Source organism: Streptomyces sp. NPDC016309 (genome assembly GCF_043077235.1).
GTDB lineage: Bacteria > Actinomycetota > Actinomycetes > Streptomycetales > Streptomycetaceae > Streptomyces.
In genome coordinates, this window is the sequence record NZ_JBIBSG010000009.1 from 179032 (window position 1) to 195135 (window position 16104).

Here is a 16104-nt window from a genome sequence, read left to right on the forward strand (position 1 = left end):
CGGCCGCCGGGACCAGGGTCCCGGCGGCCGCTTCGTCATGCGCGGTGGGCCGAGGCCAGGGACAGGGTGCGGCGGGCGGCCGCGACGACCGCCGCGTCGACGAACCGGCCGTCCGGCAGCGCCAGCGCGCCCGCGCCGGTGGCGGCCGCCTCGACGATCTCCTCCGCCGCCGTGACCTCCTCGGGCGTCGGCAGGTAGGCCCGCTCGATGACCGGGAGCTGGCGGGGGTGGATCGCCGCGCGGCCCAGGAACCCCAGGGCCCGGCCGTGCGCGCAGGACGCGGCGAGGCCGTCGAGGTCCAGGACGTCCGGGTGGACGGACTGCACGGGCGGAGGGAGCCCCGCGGCGCGGGCGGCCACCACCACCCGGCTGCGTGACCAGTCCAGGCCGCCGTCCTCGCGCAGGCCGAGGTCGGCGCGGAGGTCCGCCTCGCCGAGGGCGATGCCGCGGACGGCCGGATGGGCGGTGGCGAGGGCGTGGGCGTGCTCGACGGCCAGGGCGGATTCGAGCAGCGCGTGCAGCGGGACGCCGGGGGCGAGGGCGGCGACCCGGTGGATGTCAGTGCCGTGTGTCACCTTGGGAACACGCAGAGCGGCGAGGCCGGGCAGCGGGGCCAGGGTCGTGATCGCCGTGGTGTCGTGCGCGCTGGGGAGGCGGACGTGGACCGGTACGGGGTGGGGCGAGGAGAGCAGTTCGGCGGTGGCCGCGAGGGCGTGGGCCTTGCGGTCGGGGGGCACCGCGTCCTCCAGGTCGACGATCACGACGTCGGCGCCGGAGGCGAGCGCCTTGCGCACCACGTCGGGACGGTCGCCGGGGGCGTACAGCCAGGTGAGGGGCTGGGACCGGAGCGGTGGCGCGGGCCGGGGCGGGGGAGCGGTGGGCGGTGGCGTCACAGCGCGCCCTCGGAGCGCAGGGCGGTGATCTCACCGGCGTCGAGCCCGAGTTCGGTGAGCACCGCTTCCGTGTCGGCGCCGTGCGGGCGGCCGGCCCAGCGGATGGCGCCGGGGGTCTCGGAGAGGCGGAAGAGGACGTTCTGCATACGGAGGGGGCCGAGTTCGGGGTCGGGCACCGTGGTGACCGTGTCCAGCGCCCGGTACTGGGGGTCGGCCATGACGTCACGGATGTCGTGGACGGGGGCGATCGCCGCCTCCGCCTTCTCGAACGCGGCCATGGCCTCGTCCCGGGTGTGCCGGGCGATCCAGCCGCCGACCGCCTCGTCGAGGACGTCCGCGTGCTGGGCGCGGGTGGTGCCCTCGGCGAACCAGGGCTCGGCGACCAGGTCGGGCCGGCCCACCAGCCGCATCACGCGCTCGGCGACGGACTGGGCGGAGGTGGAGACGGCCAGCCAGGCCCCGTCGGCGGTGCGGTAGGTGTTGCGGGGGGCGTTGTTGCGGGAGCGGTTGCCGGTGCGGGGCTGGACGTAGCCGAGCTGGTCGTACCAGAGGGGTTGCGGGCCGAGGACCATGAGGATCGGCTCGATGATCGCCATGTCGACGACCTGGCCGCGTCCGGTGGCGGCCCGGGCGTGGAGGGCGGTCGTCACGGCGTAGGCGGTGGCGAGGGCGGCGATGGAGTCGGCGAGGCCGAAGGGAGGGAGCGTGGGCGGGCCGTCGGGTTCGCCGGTGACGGCGGCGAAGCCGCTCATGGCCTCGGCGAGCGTGCCGAACCCGGGGCGGCGGGCGTAGGGGCCGTACTGGCCGAAGCCGGTGACGCGGGCGAGGACCAGCCGGTCGTTGGCGGCGGAGAGTTCGGGCCAGCCCAGGCCCCACTTCTCCAGGGTGCCGGGGCGGAAGTTCTCGATCACGACGTCGGCGGTGGCGGCGAGCCGGAGCAGGGTGTCGCGGCCGCCGGGGGTGGACAGGTCGAGGGTGATGGCCCGCTTGTTGCGGCCGAGCACCTTCCACCACAGCCCCACGCCGTTCTTGGCCGGGCCGTGGCCGCGGGACGGGTCGGGCTTGCGGGGGTGCTCGACCTTGATGACCTCGGCGCCGAAGTCGCCGAGCAGGGTCGCCGCCAGCGGCCCGGCGAAGAGGGTGGCGAGGTCGAGGACACGCAGTCCCTGGAGGGCGGGGGTCGTGGAAGCGGTGGTGGTCATACGGCGTCGATCTCCGTGCGGTACGGCATCGAGGACGAGGCGCCCGGGCGCTGGACGGACAGGGCGGCGGCCGAGGACGCCCAGGCCAGGGCGTCCGGTACGGGTTTGCCCTCGGCGAGTGCGACGGCCAGCGTGCCGACGAAGGTGTCACCGGCGGCGGTGGTGTCGACGGCCCGGACCCGGGGGGCGGGGACGGTGACAGGGGCGGTGCCGCGGGCCGCGTGGAGGCTGCCGGCCGAGCCGAGGGTGATGACCACCTCGGGGACGTGCCGCAGCAGGTCCTCGGCGGCGGCGCGCGGGTCGGCCAGGCCGGTGAGGGCCGCCGCCTCGTGCTCGTTGGGGACCAGCAGGTCCGTGGCGGCGAGCAGGGCGGGGGGCAGCGGCTGGGCGGGAGCGGGGGTGAGGATCGTACGGACGCCGTGGCGGCGGGCGGCCTCGGCGCCGGCGACGACGGCGGAGAGGGGGAGTTCCAGTTGGAGGAGCAGGGCCTGGGCGGTGGCGATGAGGGTGTCGTCGCCGGGCGAGAGGGAGGTGACGGTGCCGTTGGCGCCGGGGATGACGACGATGGCGTTGCCACCCTCGTCGTCCACGACGATGTGGGCGGTGCCGGAGGGGCCCTCGACCGTGCGGAGCAGGTCGGTGTCCACCCCGGAGCTCTCCAGCCCGGCCCGGAGACGGGTGCCGAACTCGTCGGAGCCGACGGCGCCGATCATCGACACCTCGGCTCCGGCGCGGGCGGCGGCGACGGCCTGGTTGGCGCCCTTGCCGCCGGGGATCGTGCGGAACTCCCGGCCGGTGACGGTCTCGCCGAGCTTGGGGGCGCGGCTCACATAGGCGACGAGGTCCATGTTGGTGCTGCCGAGCACCGCGATGTGGGTCATGAGTGGTGTGCCTCCTGGTGCGTGAGTCGGGCCAGTGTGTCGAAGCCGATGCCGTCGAAGGGGTGGACGGAGGTGGCGAGCCGGTTCTTGAGGGGGGAGGTCCAGCGGTCGGGGATCCGGTCGGGGGCGCCGGCCAGGAGACCGGCGACGGAGCCTGCGGTGGCACCGTTGGAGTCGGTGTCCCAGCCGCCTGAGACGGCACGGCAGACGGAGCGGGTGAAGTCGCCGTCGGCGTGGGTGAGCGCGGCGGCGAGGAGGGCGGCGTTCGGAACGGCGTGTACCCAGTGGTAGGAGCCGTAGGCGGCGTGCAGCCGGTCGACGACGGCGTCGAAGTCACCGTGGGCGCGGGCCGTCCCGATGCCGAAGCGGACCGCGCGGGCCAGCCGTGAGTCGGGCGGGACGACGGTCAGCCCGGTGGCGAGCGCCCGGTGGACGTCGGCGGTGCCGGAGGCGGCGGTGGCGATGACGGCCGCGGTGAACATGGCCCCGTACACCCCGTTCGCGGTGTGGGTGAGGGTGGCGTCCCGGTGGGCCTGTTCGGCTGCGGCCGCGGGGTCGCCCGGGTGGGTCCAGCCGTGGACGTCCGCGCGGATCCAGGCGCCGATCCACTCGCGGAAGGGGTTGCGGTGGACGGCGGTGAGCGGGGGTTCGAGGCCGGAGAGGAGGTTGCGGTAGGCGACGCGTTCGGCGGTGAAGGTCCGGCCGGCGGGCAGTTCGTCCAGCCAGAGGCGGGCGACGTCGGCGGTGCTGAAGGTGGGGCCGTACCGCTGGAGGAGCAGCAGGTTGAGCAAGGCGTAGTTGAGGTCGTCGTCCTCGGGCATCCCGTCGATGTTCTCGGCGAGCGAGGTGGCGGCGGAGCGGCGGTTCCACGGGTGGGCGGCGGCGAGCGCCGGGGGCAGCCCCCTGGCGGTGAACCACGAGGTGATCGGCCAGTTCCCGGTGGCCCGGGCCAGGGCCCGGATCGCGGGGAGCGGCAGCTTCTCCACGGGCTTGCCGAGCAGGCACCCGGCGGCCCGCCCCAGCCACGCGGCGTGCAGCCGGGCGCCCAGCCCCGGCGCCACGGCGAGGGGTGCGGGCGGACGGGCGGTTGCCTGTGGGGCGTCCGGGGCGGCGGGGGGCGGGCCGGGTGGTGGGGTGCCCGGGGCGGCGGGGGGCGGCGGCCAGTGGGGGCAGAGCCGCCGGATGTGGGGGAGGGGGGTCGGCTCGGCGGCGGCCAAGGGGGCCGGGAGGGCGGCCAGTTCGTCCAGCAGGTGCTCGGCCAGGGCCCGCAGGTGCGGGGGCGCCGGGCCGGCGGAGGCACCCGCCGCCACCGGGGCGGGGGCGCCCCCGGCGGCACGCCAGCGGGCCCCGACGGCCGAGGCGTCCCGGCCGTCCTCGCCGGCCTGGCGCAGCTCGTGACCGATCAGGTCCTCGGGCTGCACCCAGGTGAGGCGCACGTTCACCGGGGTGCCCCGGCGGCGGGCGACAGGGCGGCGAAGGCACGCTCGTGGGCGCGGCGGCGGGCCGTGTCGCGCGCGAACACCTCGTGGGCGACGTCCGCCAGCACCGCCGCCGGGGCGTGGAGGTCGAGGCGGCTGGCCTCGGCGACCTGCTTCGCCCAGACCGCGGGGACCGCAGCCTCCCCGTGCAGGGCGCCCGCGACGGCGCCCGCCATGGTGGCGATCGAGTCGCAGTCACGGCCGTAGTTGACGGCGCCCAGCACCGTACGGCGGTAGTCGCCCTCGCCGACCAGCAGCATGCCGAGGGCGATCGGCAGCTCCTCGATGGAGTGCAGCCGCGACGGGCGGCGCGCGCCGAGGGAGGGGGCGCGGTAGTCGGGGCCGACGGTGTCGAAGGGGGCGACCGCCGCACGGAGGGGGCGGAGCGCGGACTCGAAGTCGGTGTGCCGGCCGGCCACGTCGGCCACCGCCTCGATCGCCGAGCGGGTGCCGTCCTTGGCGAGCTCCAGCGCCGTGCCGACCACGGAGGACGGGGTCGCGCCGGGGAGGCAGGCCGCGGCGACCGCCGCCGCGAACACGCCCGCCGCCTCACGCCCGTACGAGGACTGGTGGGCGCCGGCGACGTCGAGGGCCTCGGCGTACGCGGCGGCCGGGTTGGCCGCGTTGACCAGGCCGACCGGAGCCATGTACATGGCCGCGCCGCAGTTGACGATGTTTCCGGTGCCCGCCTCGCGCGGGTCGACGTGGCCGTAGTGGATGCGGGCCACCAGCCACTTCTCGGCGAGGAAGACCCGCTGGAGGGGCAGGGCCTCGGCTTCCAGCTCGGGGATCCAGCGGGGCGTGGCGATGAGGTCCGGGACGAGGTGGTCCGCCACGGCGTACGCGTCCAGATGGTCGCGGACCGCGTCGTACACCCGGACCAGCGCGTGGGTCATGAGGGTGTCGTCGGTGACGTGCCCGTCACCCTTGTGGTACGGGGCGATGGGGCGGGCGGTGCGCCAGTCGTCACCGTCCCAGGGACCGACGATGCCGGTGACGCGGCCGCCGTGGCGTTCGGCGATGCGGTCCGGGGGGTAGCCCTCGACCGCGCCGCCGAGGGCGTCACCGACGGCTGCTCCGACGAGGCTGCCGGTGATCCGGTCCTCCAGTGTGGGTTTCGGCGTCATGTCGGAATTGTCCACCCGGGGTGGCGAGTTCCGTGTGCGCGAGCTGTTCGGCGAGTTCCACCAGATCGGTACCCCTCAGCCGGGGCAGCGCGCAGCCCGCGAGGGTCCGGCAGGCGTCGCGCCAGGTGGCGGGCACGCCGGCGCCGCCGCTGAGCGCGCCGGTCAGGGCCCCGGCGAGGGCGGGGGCGGAGTCGGCGACCCGCGACAGGCAGGCGGCGGCCGGTACCGCCTCGGTCACCCTGCCCCGGGCGGCGACGGCCAGGGCAAGGGCGACCGGGACGGTCTCGGCGGCGGCGATGCCGTAGCTGTAGACATGGTCGACGATCTGGTGCTCCAGGAGCGGGACCAGTGCGAAGGCGCTGTCGGCGGCGCGCGCGAGCCGGGTGGCGTGCCGGGCGTTGCGGCCGATCTCGGTGCCGGGCGGGAGCTGGTCGAGCGCGGCGTCCACGGCGTCGCCGGCGGGGGCGCCGCCGAGGGCCGCGGCGACGGCGGCGGCCATGGCCCGGGCGCCGTGGACGCCGTCGCCGTCCTGGGTGTAGCGGGCGTCGAACTCGGCGAGTTCGGCGGCGGCGCGGGGCTCGCCGGGGTGGGCGACGGCGAGGACGGCGGCGCGGACGCAGGCGGCGTCGTCGAAGTAGTGCGGGTTGTCGTGGCCGGTCGCGGGCGGCCGAAGGCCGGTGGCCAGGTTGCCCAGTCCGGCGCGTACGGAGATCCGGGCGCGCAGCGGCAGGACGGCGGACTCCACCTCGGGGGCGCGGTCGGCGGCGGCGGCGATCTCGGCGGCGAGGGAGTTCCAGGCGAGGTCCACGGCGGCGCACAGGCGGCGGGCGGGCGGGAGGGAGCGGAAGAGTCCCCCGGCGGCGGTCAGCAGGGTCTCGGCGGTGAAGACCGCCCATTCGGCGTCGTCCGAGGGGCCGAGGCGCAGCGGCTCGGGGGGCTGGTTGAGGGCGATCGGGACCGGGAGGGTGGTGGTGGCGTTCTGCTCGGCGAACGTGTCGAGCTCACGGGTGAGGCGGCGGGTCCACTCCGGCATGCGGGCGGCGCGGTGCCGGGCGGCGGGCCACCCCGCGGCATCCCCGGAGGCGAGGCCGAGCAGGAGGCCCTCGACGCGACGCGGCCCGTCCGCCGGGGAGATGCGGGCCGCGCCCCTCGTACCGGCGAGGTCGGTACGCCGTCCCTTACGGGCGGCGGGGTCGTGGTGCGGGGCGCCGGGGGTGGCACCTGGTGTGGCGCCCGGGGCGGTGGTGACGGGTGCGGTCGCCGGCGGCGGGGCGGGCGCGGGGGCGGGGGCGGGGGCCTCCGGGTCCGCCGGCCCCGGCCCGGGGGGCGCGGCCCGCCCGGCCGGAGGGGCGTGCGGGGGCGTGGGCGGCATCAGGGGGCCTCCGTCTCGTCGTACGGGGTGAGCAGCTCCGCGACGTCCAGCACGTGGTAGCCGCGCATCGAGGGCAGGCAACTGCCGCGTACGGGACCGATGGCGGCCGCCCAGTCCGGCGGGATCGCCGTCGCGCCGGACATCGCGCCCGCCAGGGCGCCCGCCACGGCGGCGGTGGTGTCGGCGTCGCGGCCCATGTTGACGGCCGTGAGGACCGAGGTGCGGAAGTCGCCGCGCGCCGCCGCGAACGCCCCGAAGGCGAGGCCGACCGCCTCCGGCGCGAGGTCCGTCCACGGGTAGCCGCCGATGACCACCGCCGAGCGGACGGCCCGTTCCCGTACGAGCGGGTCGGGCTGGACGCGCTGGGCCGCGACCACCGCGCGGCGCATCGAGCGGGCCGTCCACGAGTCCATCGGCACCACCGACAGGGCGGCGGCGATGACCGAGGCCGGCCCGGCGCCCGACATCGCCGCCGCCACGCCCGCCGCGACGGCCTGGCCCCCGTAGATGCCCTCGCCGTCGTGGCTCACCGTGCCGTCGATCGCCACCAGCCGCGCCGCCTCCGCCGGGCGCCCCGCCGCGAAGACCCCGAAGGGAGCCGCGCGCATGGCCAGACCGTCGCTCCAGGCGTGCCGGTGCTGGGCCGAGATGGGGGCTGCCAGGCCGCGCCGGAGGTTCTCCAGCGTGCCGCGCTCGCTGAAGCCGGCACCCCGGAACGGGCCCTCGTCGAGGTCGGCGATCCAGCGGTGCCAGGCCTGCTCGACGTGGTGGACGGTCAGCGCGGAGCCGTGCCGGGCGAGCAGGAGCCCGGAGAAGATCGCGTACTCGGTGTCGTCCGTGCCGGCCGGGTCGTCGCTGACGAACCCCTCGATCCGGCCCCAGCGGCGCCGGATCTCGGAGGGGCGCATGTTCTCGGCGGGAGCGCCGAGCGCGTCCCCGACCGCCAGCCCCAGCAGGGCGCCCCGCGCGCGGTCGAGCAGCGCCTCCACGGCGGTGGGGGAGGCGGGATCGCGGATGACCGGCTCCATCGGCGTGGCCCTTCCGTGCGCACCGATCCGAATCCTGGATACGTGCCACGGGCGGGGGGCGGGCTGTCGGCCCGGGACGTGCTGTCACCCGCGTGCCGCAGCCGCCCACCGGACCTGCCCGCCGGACCCGGCCGTCGGCCGCCGCGCGCGTGTCCCACCGGCCGCCGCGCGCGTGTCCCACCGGCCACCGCGCGCGGGCCCGCCGCTTGCCGTGCGCGCCGCCCCCGCGACCGGCCGTGCGCGCGCCCCCGCGACCGCCGCGCGCGTGCCCCGGCGACCGGGCCGCGCGCGTGCCCCCCGCGACCGGGCCGCATGCCGTGGTAAGTAAAGCCTGCCTTGCTGGCGGGCCCCTTACATCGCGCGTATTTTCGAGAGTGTTGGGGGAGCGGGGTCACCCGGACCCGCTGCTGTACGCAAGGCGTAAGGGGAGAGCTGTGTCCATCATCGAGACCGAGGCGACGCTTCACGAGGCGCACCGCGACAACCACACCCACCGCGATGTGAACGGTGGCTGGCTCCGTCCCGCCGTCTTCGGGGCGATGGACGGTCTCGTGTCGAACCTGGCGCTGATGACCGGTGTGGCGGGTGGCGCGGTGTCCCAGCAGACCCTCGTCATCACGGGTCTGGCGGGCCTCGCGGCCGGCGCGTTCTCCATGGCCGCCGGCGAGTACACCTCCGTGGCCTCGCAGCGCGAGCTCGTCCAGGCCGAACTGGACGTCGAGCGCGCCCAGTTGCGCAAGCACCCGGTGGACGAGATGGAGGAGCTGGCGGCGCTGTACGTGGCGCGCGGCGTCGAGCCGGCGCTCGCCCGCGAGGTGGCCATGCAGCTCTCCAGGGACCCGGAGCAGGCGCTGGAGATCCACGCCCGCGAGGAGCTGGGCATCGACCCGGACGACCTGCCCTCGCCGGCCGTCGCCGCCGTCTCGTCCTTCGGTTCGTTCGCGCTCGGCGCGCTGCTGCCCGTCCTGCCGTACCTGCTCGGCGCCACCGCGCTGTGGCCGGCGGTCCTGCTGGCGCTGCTCGGCCTGTTCGCGTGCGGCGCTCTGGTGGCCCGGGTCACCGCCCGTAGCTGGTGGTACAGCGGTCTGCGTCAGCTCGCCCTCGGTGGTGCGGCGGCGGCCGTCACGTACGGCCTGGGCGCCTTGTTCGGCGCGGCGGTCTGACCCGGGGCCGGCCCCGGCCGGCGCCGCTGCCCCCGGCCCCCGGTCGCTGCCCCCGGTCCCGTGCCGCCCCCGGCCGGCGCCCCGACCCGCGCCCCGCCGCCCGCCCCGGGGCGTTCCGGCAGGTCAGCCCCCTCGACAGGCGAGCGAGGGGGCTTCGCCGTACCGTTGCCGTACGTTGGCGAGAACGCCATGAGCGCTGTGACGAACGTCCAATAGCCCGATCCACCCCTCTGATGAGACACTATGCAACGCGGCACATAAGTAGCCGTAACACGGCGGTTTCGAGTCCCCCGACACGGGGCATGAGCCGTTAACCCGTGGGCAACGAAGCCCGCGCACCCCCCAGGACGCCGGAAGTCGATCTCTCGACGGTCCGTCCGCTCATCAGGCTTGTAAGACCTCCACCGCCATCAGCGGTGTCCGCATGCTGGAACGAGCTTTCCGCTTTCCGAGAAGCACTCCATCATGTAACCTGCACGAAATTTTGCGGAGGGCCAACGTCGTCCCTCTGGCGCTCATATGCCACGACGACGACGGGAGAGCCGATGCGTTCCGACGCCTGGTCGCCCATGGACGGTCGCCCCGCCCCGCAGGGTATGTACGACCCCCGCAACGAGCACGACGCCTGCGGTGTCGGCTTCGTTGCCACCCTCACCGGTGTCGCCAGCCACGCGCTGGTGGAGCAGGCGCTGACCGTTCTGCGCAACCTGGAGCACCGGGGCGCCACCGGCTCCGAGCCCGACTCCGGCGACGGCGCGGGCATCCTGTTCCAGGTGCCGGACGCGTTCCTCCGCGAGGTCACCGACTTCGCACTCCCGGCGGCCGGCGAGTACGCCGTCGGCATCGCCTTCCTCCCCGCGGACGACTCCGCACAGGCCGTCTCGCGCATCGAGACGATCGCCGCCGAGGAGGACCTCACCGTCCTCGGCTGGCGCGAGGTCCCCGTCGCCCCCGAGCTGCTGGGCGCCACCGCCCGCTCCACCATGCCCGCCTTCCGGCAGCTCTTCGTGAGCGACGGCGGTACGAGCACGGGCATCGACCTGGACCGCAAGGCGTTCGTGCTGCGCAAGCGCGCCGAGCGCGAGGCCGGGGTCTACTTCCCCTCGCTCTCCGCCCGCACCATCGTCTACAAGGGCATGCTCACCACCGGGCAGCTCGAGCCGTTCTTCCCGGACCTGTCGGACCGCCGCTGCGCCACCGCCGTGGCGCTCGTCCACTCCCGGTTCTCCACCAACACCTTCCCGAGCTGGCCGCTGGCCCACCCGTACCGCTTCGTCGCCCACAACGGCGAGATCAACACGGTCAAGGGCAACCGCAACTGGATGCGGGCCCGCGAGTCGCAGCTCGTCTCCGACCTCTTCGGGGCCGAGAAGCTGGACCGGATCTTCCCGGTCTGCACGCCGGACGCGTCCGACTCCGCCTCCTTCGACGAGGTGCTGGAGCTGCTCCACCTCGGCGGCCGTTCGCTGCCGCACAGCGTTCTGATGATGGTCCCCGAGGCGTGGGAAAACCACGACTCCATGGACCCGGCCCGGCGCGCCTTCTACCAGTACCACTCCACGATGATGGAGCCCTGGGACGGCCCGGCCTGTGTCACCTTCACCGACGGCGTCCAGGTCGGCGCCGTTCTCGACCGCAACGGCCTGCGCCCCGGCCGCTACTGGGTCACCGACGAGGGCCTCGTCGTGCTGTCCTCCGAGGTCGGCGTCCTGGACATCGACCCCGCCAAGGTCGTCCGCAAGGGCCGCCTCCAGCCCGGCAAGATGTTCCTCGTCGACACCGCCGAGCACCGCATCATCGAGGACGACGAGATCAAGGCCGCCCTCGCCGCCGAGCACCCGTACCAGGAGTGGCTGGAGAGCGGGATCATCGAGCTCGAGGACCTCCCCGAGCGCGAGCACATCGTCCACACCCACGCCTCGGTCACCCGCCGCCAGCAGACCTTCGGCTACACCGAGGAAGAACTCCGCGTCATCCTCGCGCCGATGGCCCGCACCGGCGGCGAGCCCCTCGGCTCCATGGGTACGGACTCGCCGATCGCCGCGCTCTCCGAGCGCCCGCGCCTGCTGTTCGACTACTTCACCCAGCTCTTCGCGCAGGTCACCAACCCGCCGCTGGACGCCATCCGCGAGGAGCTCGTCACCTCGCTGCACTCCTCGCTCGGTCCCCAGGGCAACCTGCTGGAGCCGACCGCCGCGTCCTGCCGCAGCGTCACCCTGCCGTTCCCGGTGATCGACAACGACGAGCTGGCCAAGCTCATCCACATCAACGCCGACGGCGACATGCCCGGCATGACGGCCGCCACGCTCTCCGGCCTCTACCGGGTCTCCGGCGGCGGCGACGCCCTGGCCGCCCGCATCGAGGAGATCTGCGCCGAGGCCGACGCCGCCATCGAGGGCGGCGCCCGGCTGATCGTGCTCTCCGACCGGCACTCCGACGCCGAGCACGCGCCGATCCCGTCGCTGCTGCTCACCTCGGCCGTCCACCACCACCTCATCCGCACCAAGCAGCGCACCCAGGTGGGCCTGCTGGTCGAGGCCGGTGACGTCCGCGAGGTCCACCACGTCGCGCTGCTGATCGGCTACGGCGCTGCCGCCGTCAACCCGTACCTCGCCATGGAGTCCGTCGAGGACCTGGTCCGCGCCGGCACCTTCGTCGAGGGCCTGGAGCCCGAGCAGGCCATCCGCAACCTGATCTACGCCCTCGGCAAGGGCGTCCTGAAGGTCATGTCCAAGATGGGCATCTCGACCGTCGCCTCCTACCGGGGCGCGCAGGTCTTCGAGGCCGTCGGCCTCGACGAGGCCTTCGTCGAGAAGTACTTCCACGGCACCGCCACCAAGATCGGCGGCGCCGGCCTGGACGTCGTCGCCAAGGAGGTCGCCGCCCGCCACGCCAAGGCGTACCCCGCCTCCGGCGTCCCCTCCGCGCACCGCGCGCTGGAGATCGGCGGCGAGTACCAGTGGCGCCGCGAGGGCGAACCGCACCTGTTCGACCCGGAGACGGTCTTCCGCCTCCAGCACGCCACCCGCTCCGGCCGGTACGACATCTTCAAGAAGTACACGGACCGGGTGAACGAGCAGTCCGAGCGGCTGATGACGCTCCGCGGCCTGTTCGGCTTCACGTCCGACCGCCCCTCGATCCCCATCGACGAGGTCGAGCCGGTGTCCGAGATCGTCAAGCGCTTCTCCACCGGCGCCATGTCGTACGGCTCCATCTCCCAGGAGGCGCACGAGACCCTCGCCATCGCCATGAACCAGCTCGGCGGTAAGTCCAACACCGGTGAGGGCGGCGAGGACCCGGACCGCCTGTACGACCCGGCGCGGCGCTCGTCCATCAAGCAGGTCGCCTCCGGCCGCTTCGGCGTGACGAGCGAGTACCTGGTCAACGCGGACGACATCCAGATCAAGATGGCCCAGGGCGCCAAGCCCGGCGAGGGCGGCCAGCTCCCCGGCCACAAGGTCTACCCGTGGGTCGCCAGGACCCGGCACTCCACCCCGGGCGTCGGCCTGATCTCCCCGCCGCCGCACCACGACATCTACTCCATCGAGGACCTCGCCCAGCTCATCCACGACCTGAAGAACGCCAACCCGGCCGCCCGCATCCACGTGAAGCTGGTCTCCGAGGTCGGCGTCGGGACCGTGGCCGCGGGTGTGTCCAAGGCCCACGCGGACGTCGTGCTCATCTCCGGCCACGACGGCGGTACGGGCGCCTCCCCGCTCACCTCGCTCAAGCACGCGGGCGGCCCCTGGGAGCTCGGCCTCGCCGAGACCCAGCAGACCCTGCTGCTCAACGGCCTGCGCGACCGGATCGTCGTCCAGACCGACGGCCAGCTCAAGACCGGCCGCGACGTCGTCATCGCCGCGCTGCTCGGCGCCGAGGAGTTCGGTTTCGCGACCGCGCCGCTCGTCGTCTCCGGCTGCGTCATGATGCGCGTCTGCCACCTCGACACCTGCCCGGTCGGCATCGCCACCCAGAACCCGGTGCTGCGCGACCGGTTCTCCGGCAAGGCCGAGTACATCGTCAACTTCTTCCGGTTCATCGCGGAGGAGGTCCGCGAGCTCCTCGCCGAGCTGGGCTTCCGCACGCTGGAGGAGGCCGTCGGCCACGCCGAGCTGCTCGACACCAGCCGCGCCGTCCGGCACTGGAAGGCCCAGGGCCTCGACCTGGAGCCGCTGTTCTACGTGCCCGAGCTGCCCGAGGGCGCGGTGCGCCACGCGCTGATCGAGCAGGACCACGGCCTGGAGAAGGCGCTCGACAACCAGCTCATCGAGCTGGCCGCCGAAGCGCTCGGCGCCGCCTCCGCAGAGGAGGCCCGGCCGGTCCGCGCCCAGGTCGCGATCCGCAACATCAACCGCACCGTCGGCACCATGCTCGGCCACGAGGTGACGAAGAAGTTCGGCGGCGCGGGCCTGCCCGACGACACCATCGACATCACCTTCACCGGCTCGGCCGGCCAGTCCTTCGGCGCCTTCGTGCCGCGCGGCATCACGCTGCGCCTGGAGGGCGACGCCAACGACTACGTCGGCAAGGGTCTGTCCGGCGGCCGGGTGATCGTCCGCCCCGACCGGGGCGCCGACCACCTCGCCGAGTACTCCACCATCGCGGGCAACACCATCGCGTACGGCGCGACCGGCGGCGAGGTCTTCCTCCGCGGCCGCACCGGCGAGCGCTTCTGCGTCCGCAACTCCGGCGCGCTGGTGGTCTCCGAGGGCGTGGGCGACCACGGCTGCGAGTACATGACCGGCGGTCACGCGGTGGTGCTCGGCGAGACGGGCCGCAACTTCGCGGCCGGCATGTCGGGCGGTGTCGCGTACGTCATCGACCTCGACCGGGACAACGTCAACTCCGGCAACCTCGGCGCGATCGAGGCCCTGGACGAGACGGACCAGGCGTGGCTGCACGACGTCGTGCGCCGCCACCACGAGGAGACGGGCTCGACCGTAGCCGAGAAGCTCCTTGCCGACTGGTCCGCGGCCGTGGACCGCTTCAGCAAGATCATCCCGACCACGTACAAGGCAGTGCTCGCCGCCAAGGACGCCGCTGAGCTCGCCGGTCTCTCCGAGCAGGAGACCACCGAGAAGATGATGGAGGCGGCGACCCATGGCTGACCCCAAGGGCTTCCTGACCACCGGGCGCGAGGTCGCCAAGACCCGCCCCGTGGCCGAGCGCGTCAAGGACTGGAACGAGGTCTACGTCCCCGGCTCCCTGCTGCCGATCATCAGCAAGCAGGCCGGCCGGTGCATGGACTGCGGCATCCCGTTCTGCCACAACGGCTGTCCGCTGGGGAACCTGATCCCCGAGTGGAACGACTACGCCTACCGCGAGGACTGGTCCGCCGCCTCCGAGCGGCTGCACGCCACCAACAACTTCCCGGAGTTCACCGGGCGGCTGTGCCCGGCGCCCTGCGAGGCGGCGTGCGTGCTGGGCATCAACCAGCCCGCCGTCACCATCAAGAACGTCGAGGTCTCGATCATCGACAAGGCGTGGGACTCCGGTGACGTCACCCCGCAGCCGCCCGAGCGGCTGTCCGGCAAGACCGTCGCCGTCATCGGCTCCGGCCCGGCCGGCCTCGCCGCCGCGCAGCAGCTCACCCGGGCCGGCCACACGGTCGCCGTGTACGAGCGGGCCGACCGCATCGGCGGTCTGCTCCGGTACGGCATCCCCGAGTTCAAGATGGAGAAGGTGCACATCAACCGGCGCATCGAGCAGATGCGCGCGGAGGGCACCAAGTTCCGCACCGAGGTCGAGATCGGTGTCGACATCGACGCCGCGAAGCTGCGGCGCCGGTACGACGCGGTCGTCATCGCCGCGGGTGCCACCGTTTCGCGCGACCTGCCGGTCCCGGGCCGGGAGCTCAAGGGCATCCACTTCGCGATGGAGTACCTGCCGCTCGCCAACAAGGTGCAGGAGGGCGACTTCGTGGCGCCCCCCATCACCGCCGAGGGCAAGCACGTGGTGGTCATCGGCGGCGGCGACACCGGCGCGGACTGCGTGGGCACCGCCCACCGCCAGGGCGCGGCCTCCGTCACGCAGCTCGAGATCATGCCGCGGCCGGGCGAGGAGCGGAACGCGAACCAGCCGTGGCCGACCTTCCCGATGCTCTACAAGGTCACCTCGGCGCACGAGGAGGGCGGCGAGCGGGTCTACTCCGTCTCCACCACCCACTTCGAGGGCGACGAGGACGGCAACGTCCAGTTCCTCCACCTGATCGAGGTCGAGTTCAAGGACGGCAAGCTGGAGCAGAAGCCCGGCACCGAGCGGCGGATCCCGGCCCAGCTCGTCACCCTCGCCATGGGCTTCACCGGCACCGACCGGTCCAACGGCCTGGTCCAGCAGTTCGGCCTGGAGCTCGACGAGCGCGGCAACATCGCCCGCGACGCCGACTTCGCCACCAACGTCGACGGCGTCTTCGTCGCCGGTGACGCCGGCCGCGGCCAGTCGCTCATCGTCTGGGCCATCGCCGAGGGCCGCTCCGCGGCACGCGGCGTGGACCGCTACCTGACCGGCGCGAGCGAGCTCCCCGCCCCGATCCGCCCCACGGACCGCGCGCTCACCGTCTGACGCTCACCGTCCGACGCCCACCGGCCGGGGGGGCCCCCCCCCCGCGGGGGGGGCGCCCCCCCCCCCGCCCCGGGCGGCGGGCGGGGGGGGGGGAGTGGGGGGGTCGCGCGCGCGCCCCCCCCCCCGACCCCCCCCCGGCCCCGCGCGCCCCCCCCGGCCCGCCCCCCGCCCCCCCCCCCCCGCCCGGCCCCCCCCCCCGCGGGGGGGCGGCACGCCCCCGGCCCGGCACGGGACGGCGGCCGGAGGGGGTAGAGTCGGCGTATCACCGGCCGCGCCCCCCTCACCGGGCGCGGGCCCCCAGAGACGTCCCGTACAACGGCGTGCGGAACACAGCAGCGCCTGCCGTGTCCCCGACCGGACCGTGGCAGGCGCTGCGCCCTTGTGCGCCGCGTGCGCCCT

Annotated in this window: 10 protein-coding genes; 3 read left to right on the forward strand and 7 right to left on the reverse strand. The window is 74.6% G+C overall.

The features are described 5' to 3' along the window. Positions 1 to 35: 35 nt before the first annotated feature. Genes ACF068_RS23360 through ACF068_RS23390 form a run of 7 tightly spaced genes read right to left on the reverse strand, consistent with a single transcriptional unit; the run spans position 36 to position 7981 of the window. Positions 36 to 893 (reverse strand): HpcH/HpaI aldolase/citrate lyase family protein, encoded by an 858-nt coding sequence (locus ACF068_RS23360; protein WP_392276218.1) that lies wholly within the window; start codon positions 891 to 893, stop codon positions 36 to 38. Continuing rightward, positions 890 to 2095: a CaiB/BaiF CoA transferase family protein gene (locus tag ACF068_RS23365; protein ID WP_392276219.1), complete on the reverse strand. Its 1206-nt coding sequence runs from the start codon at positions 2093 to 2095 to the stop codon at positions 890 to 892. The genes ACF068_RS23360 and ACF068_RS23365 overlap by 4 nt, the downstream gene beginning before the upstream one ends. Continuing rightward, on the reverse strand, positions 2092 to 2976 hold the full coding sequence (gene rbsK, locus ACF068_RS23370; RefSeq protein WP_392276220.1) for a ribokinase: 885 nt from the start codon (positions 2974 to 2976) through the stop codon (positions 2092 to 2094). The genes ACF068_RS23365 and rbsK overlap by 4 nt, the downstream gene beginning before the upstream one ends. Next, positions 2973 to 4418 carry an ADP-ribosylglycohydrolase family protein gene (locus ACF068_RS23375; RefSeq protein ID WP_392276221.1) on the reverse strand — a complete coding sequence of 482 codons (1446 nt, stop codon included), beginning with the start codon at positions 4416 to 4418 and terminating at the stop codon, positions 2973 to 2975. Before ACF068_RS23375 ends, rbsK begins: the two co-directional genes overlap by 4 nt. After that, on the reverse strand, positions 4415 to 5581 hold the full coding sequence (locus ACF068_RS23380) for an ADP-ribosylglycohydrolase family protein (protein WP_392276222.1): 1167 nt from the start codon (positions 5579 to 5581) through the stop codon (positions 4415 to 4417). Before ACF068_RS23380 ends, ACF068_RS23375 begins: the two co-directional genes overlap by 4 nt. Continuing rightward, the gene (locus ACF068_RS23385; protein WP_392276223.1) at positions 5517 to 6953 is read right to left on the reverse strand and encodes an ADP-ribosylglycohydrolase family protein; all 1437 of its coding nucleotides are present in this window, start codon (positions 6951 to 6953) and stop codon (positions 5517 to 5519) included. The genes ACF068_RS23380 and ACF068_RS23385 overlap by 65 nt, the downstream gene beginning before the upstream one ends. Then, positions 6953 to 7981: an ADP-ribosylglycohydrolase family protein gene (locus ACF068_RS23390; protein ID WP_392276224.1), complete on the reverse strand. Its 1029-nt coding sequence runs from the start codon at positions 7979 to 7981 to the stop codon at positions 6953 to 6955. The genes ACF068_RS23385 and ACF068_RS23390 overlap by 1 nt, the downstream gene beginning before the upstream one ends. Before the next feature lie 434 nt (positions 7982 to 8415). On the opposite strand from ACF068_RS23390, the gene ACF068_RS23395 reads away from it, so the two are divergent. The 3 genes from ACF068_RS23395 (at position 8416) to ACF068_RS23405 (ending at position 15705) form a co-directional block, all read left to right on the forward strand. Next, entirely contained in the window at positions 8416 to 9144 is a 729-nt protein-coding gene (locus ACF068_RS23395) for a VIT1/CCC1 transporter family protein (protein WP_392276225.1), read from the forward strand. Between the two features lie 545 nt (positions 9145 to 9689). Continuing rightward, positions 9690 to 14252 carry a glutamate synthase large subunit gene (gltB, locus tag ACF068_RS23400; RefSeq protein ID WP_392276226.1) on the forward strand — a complete coding sequence of 1521 codons (4563 nt, stop codon included), beginning with the start codon at positions 9690 to 9692 and terminating at the stop codon, positions 14250 to 14252. After that, a complete protein-coding gene (locus tag ACF068_RS23405) occupies positions 14245 to 15705 on the forward strand; it encodes a glutamate synthase subunit beta (RefSeq protein ID WP_392276227.1) in 1461 nt (486 codons plus the stop codon). The genes gltB and ACF068_RS23405 overlap by 8 nt, the downstream gene beginning before the upstream one ends. Positions 15706 to 16104: the final 399 nt, after the last annotated feature.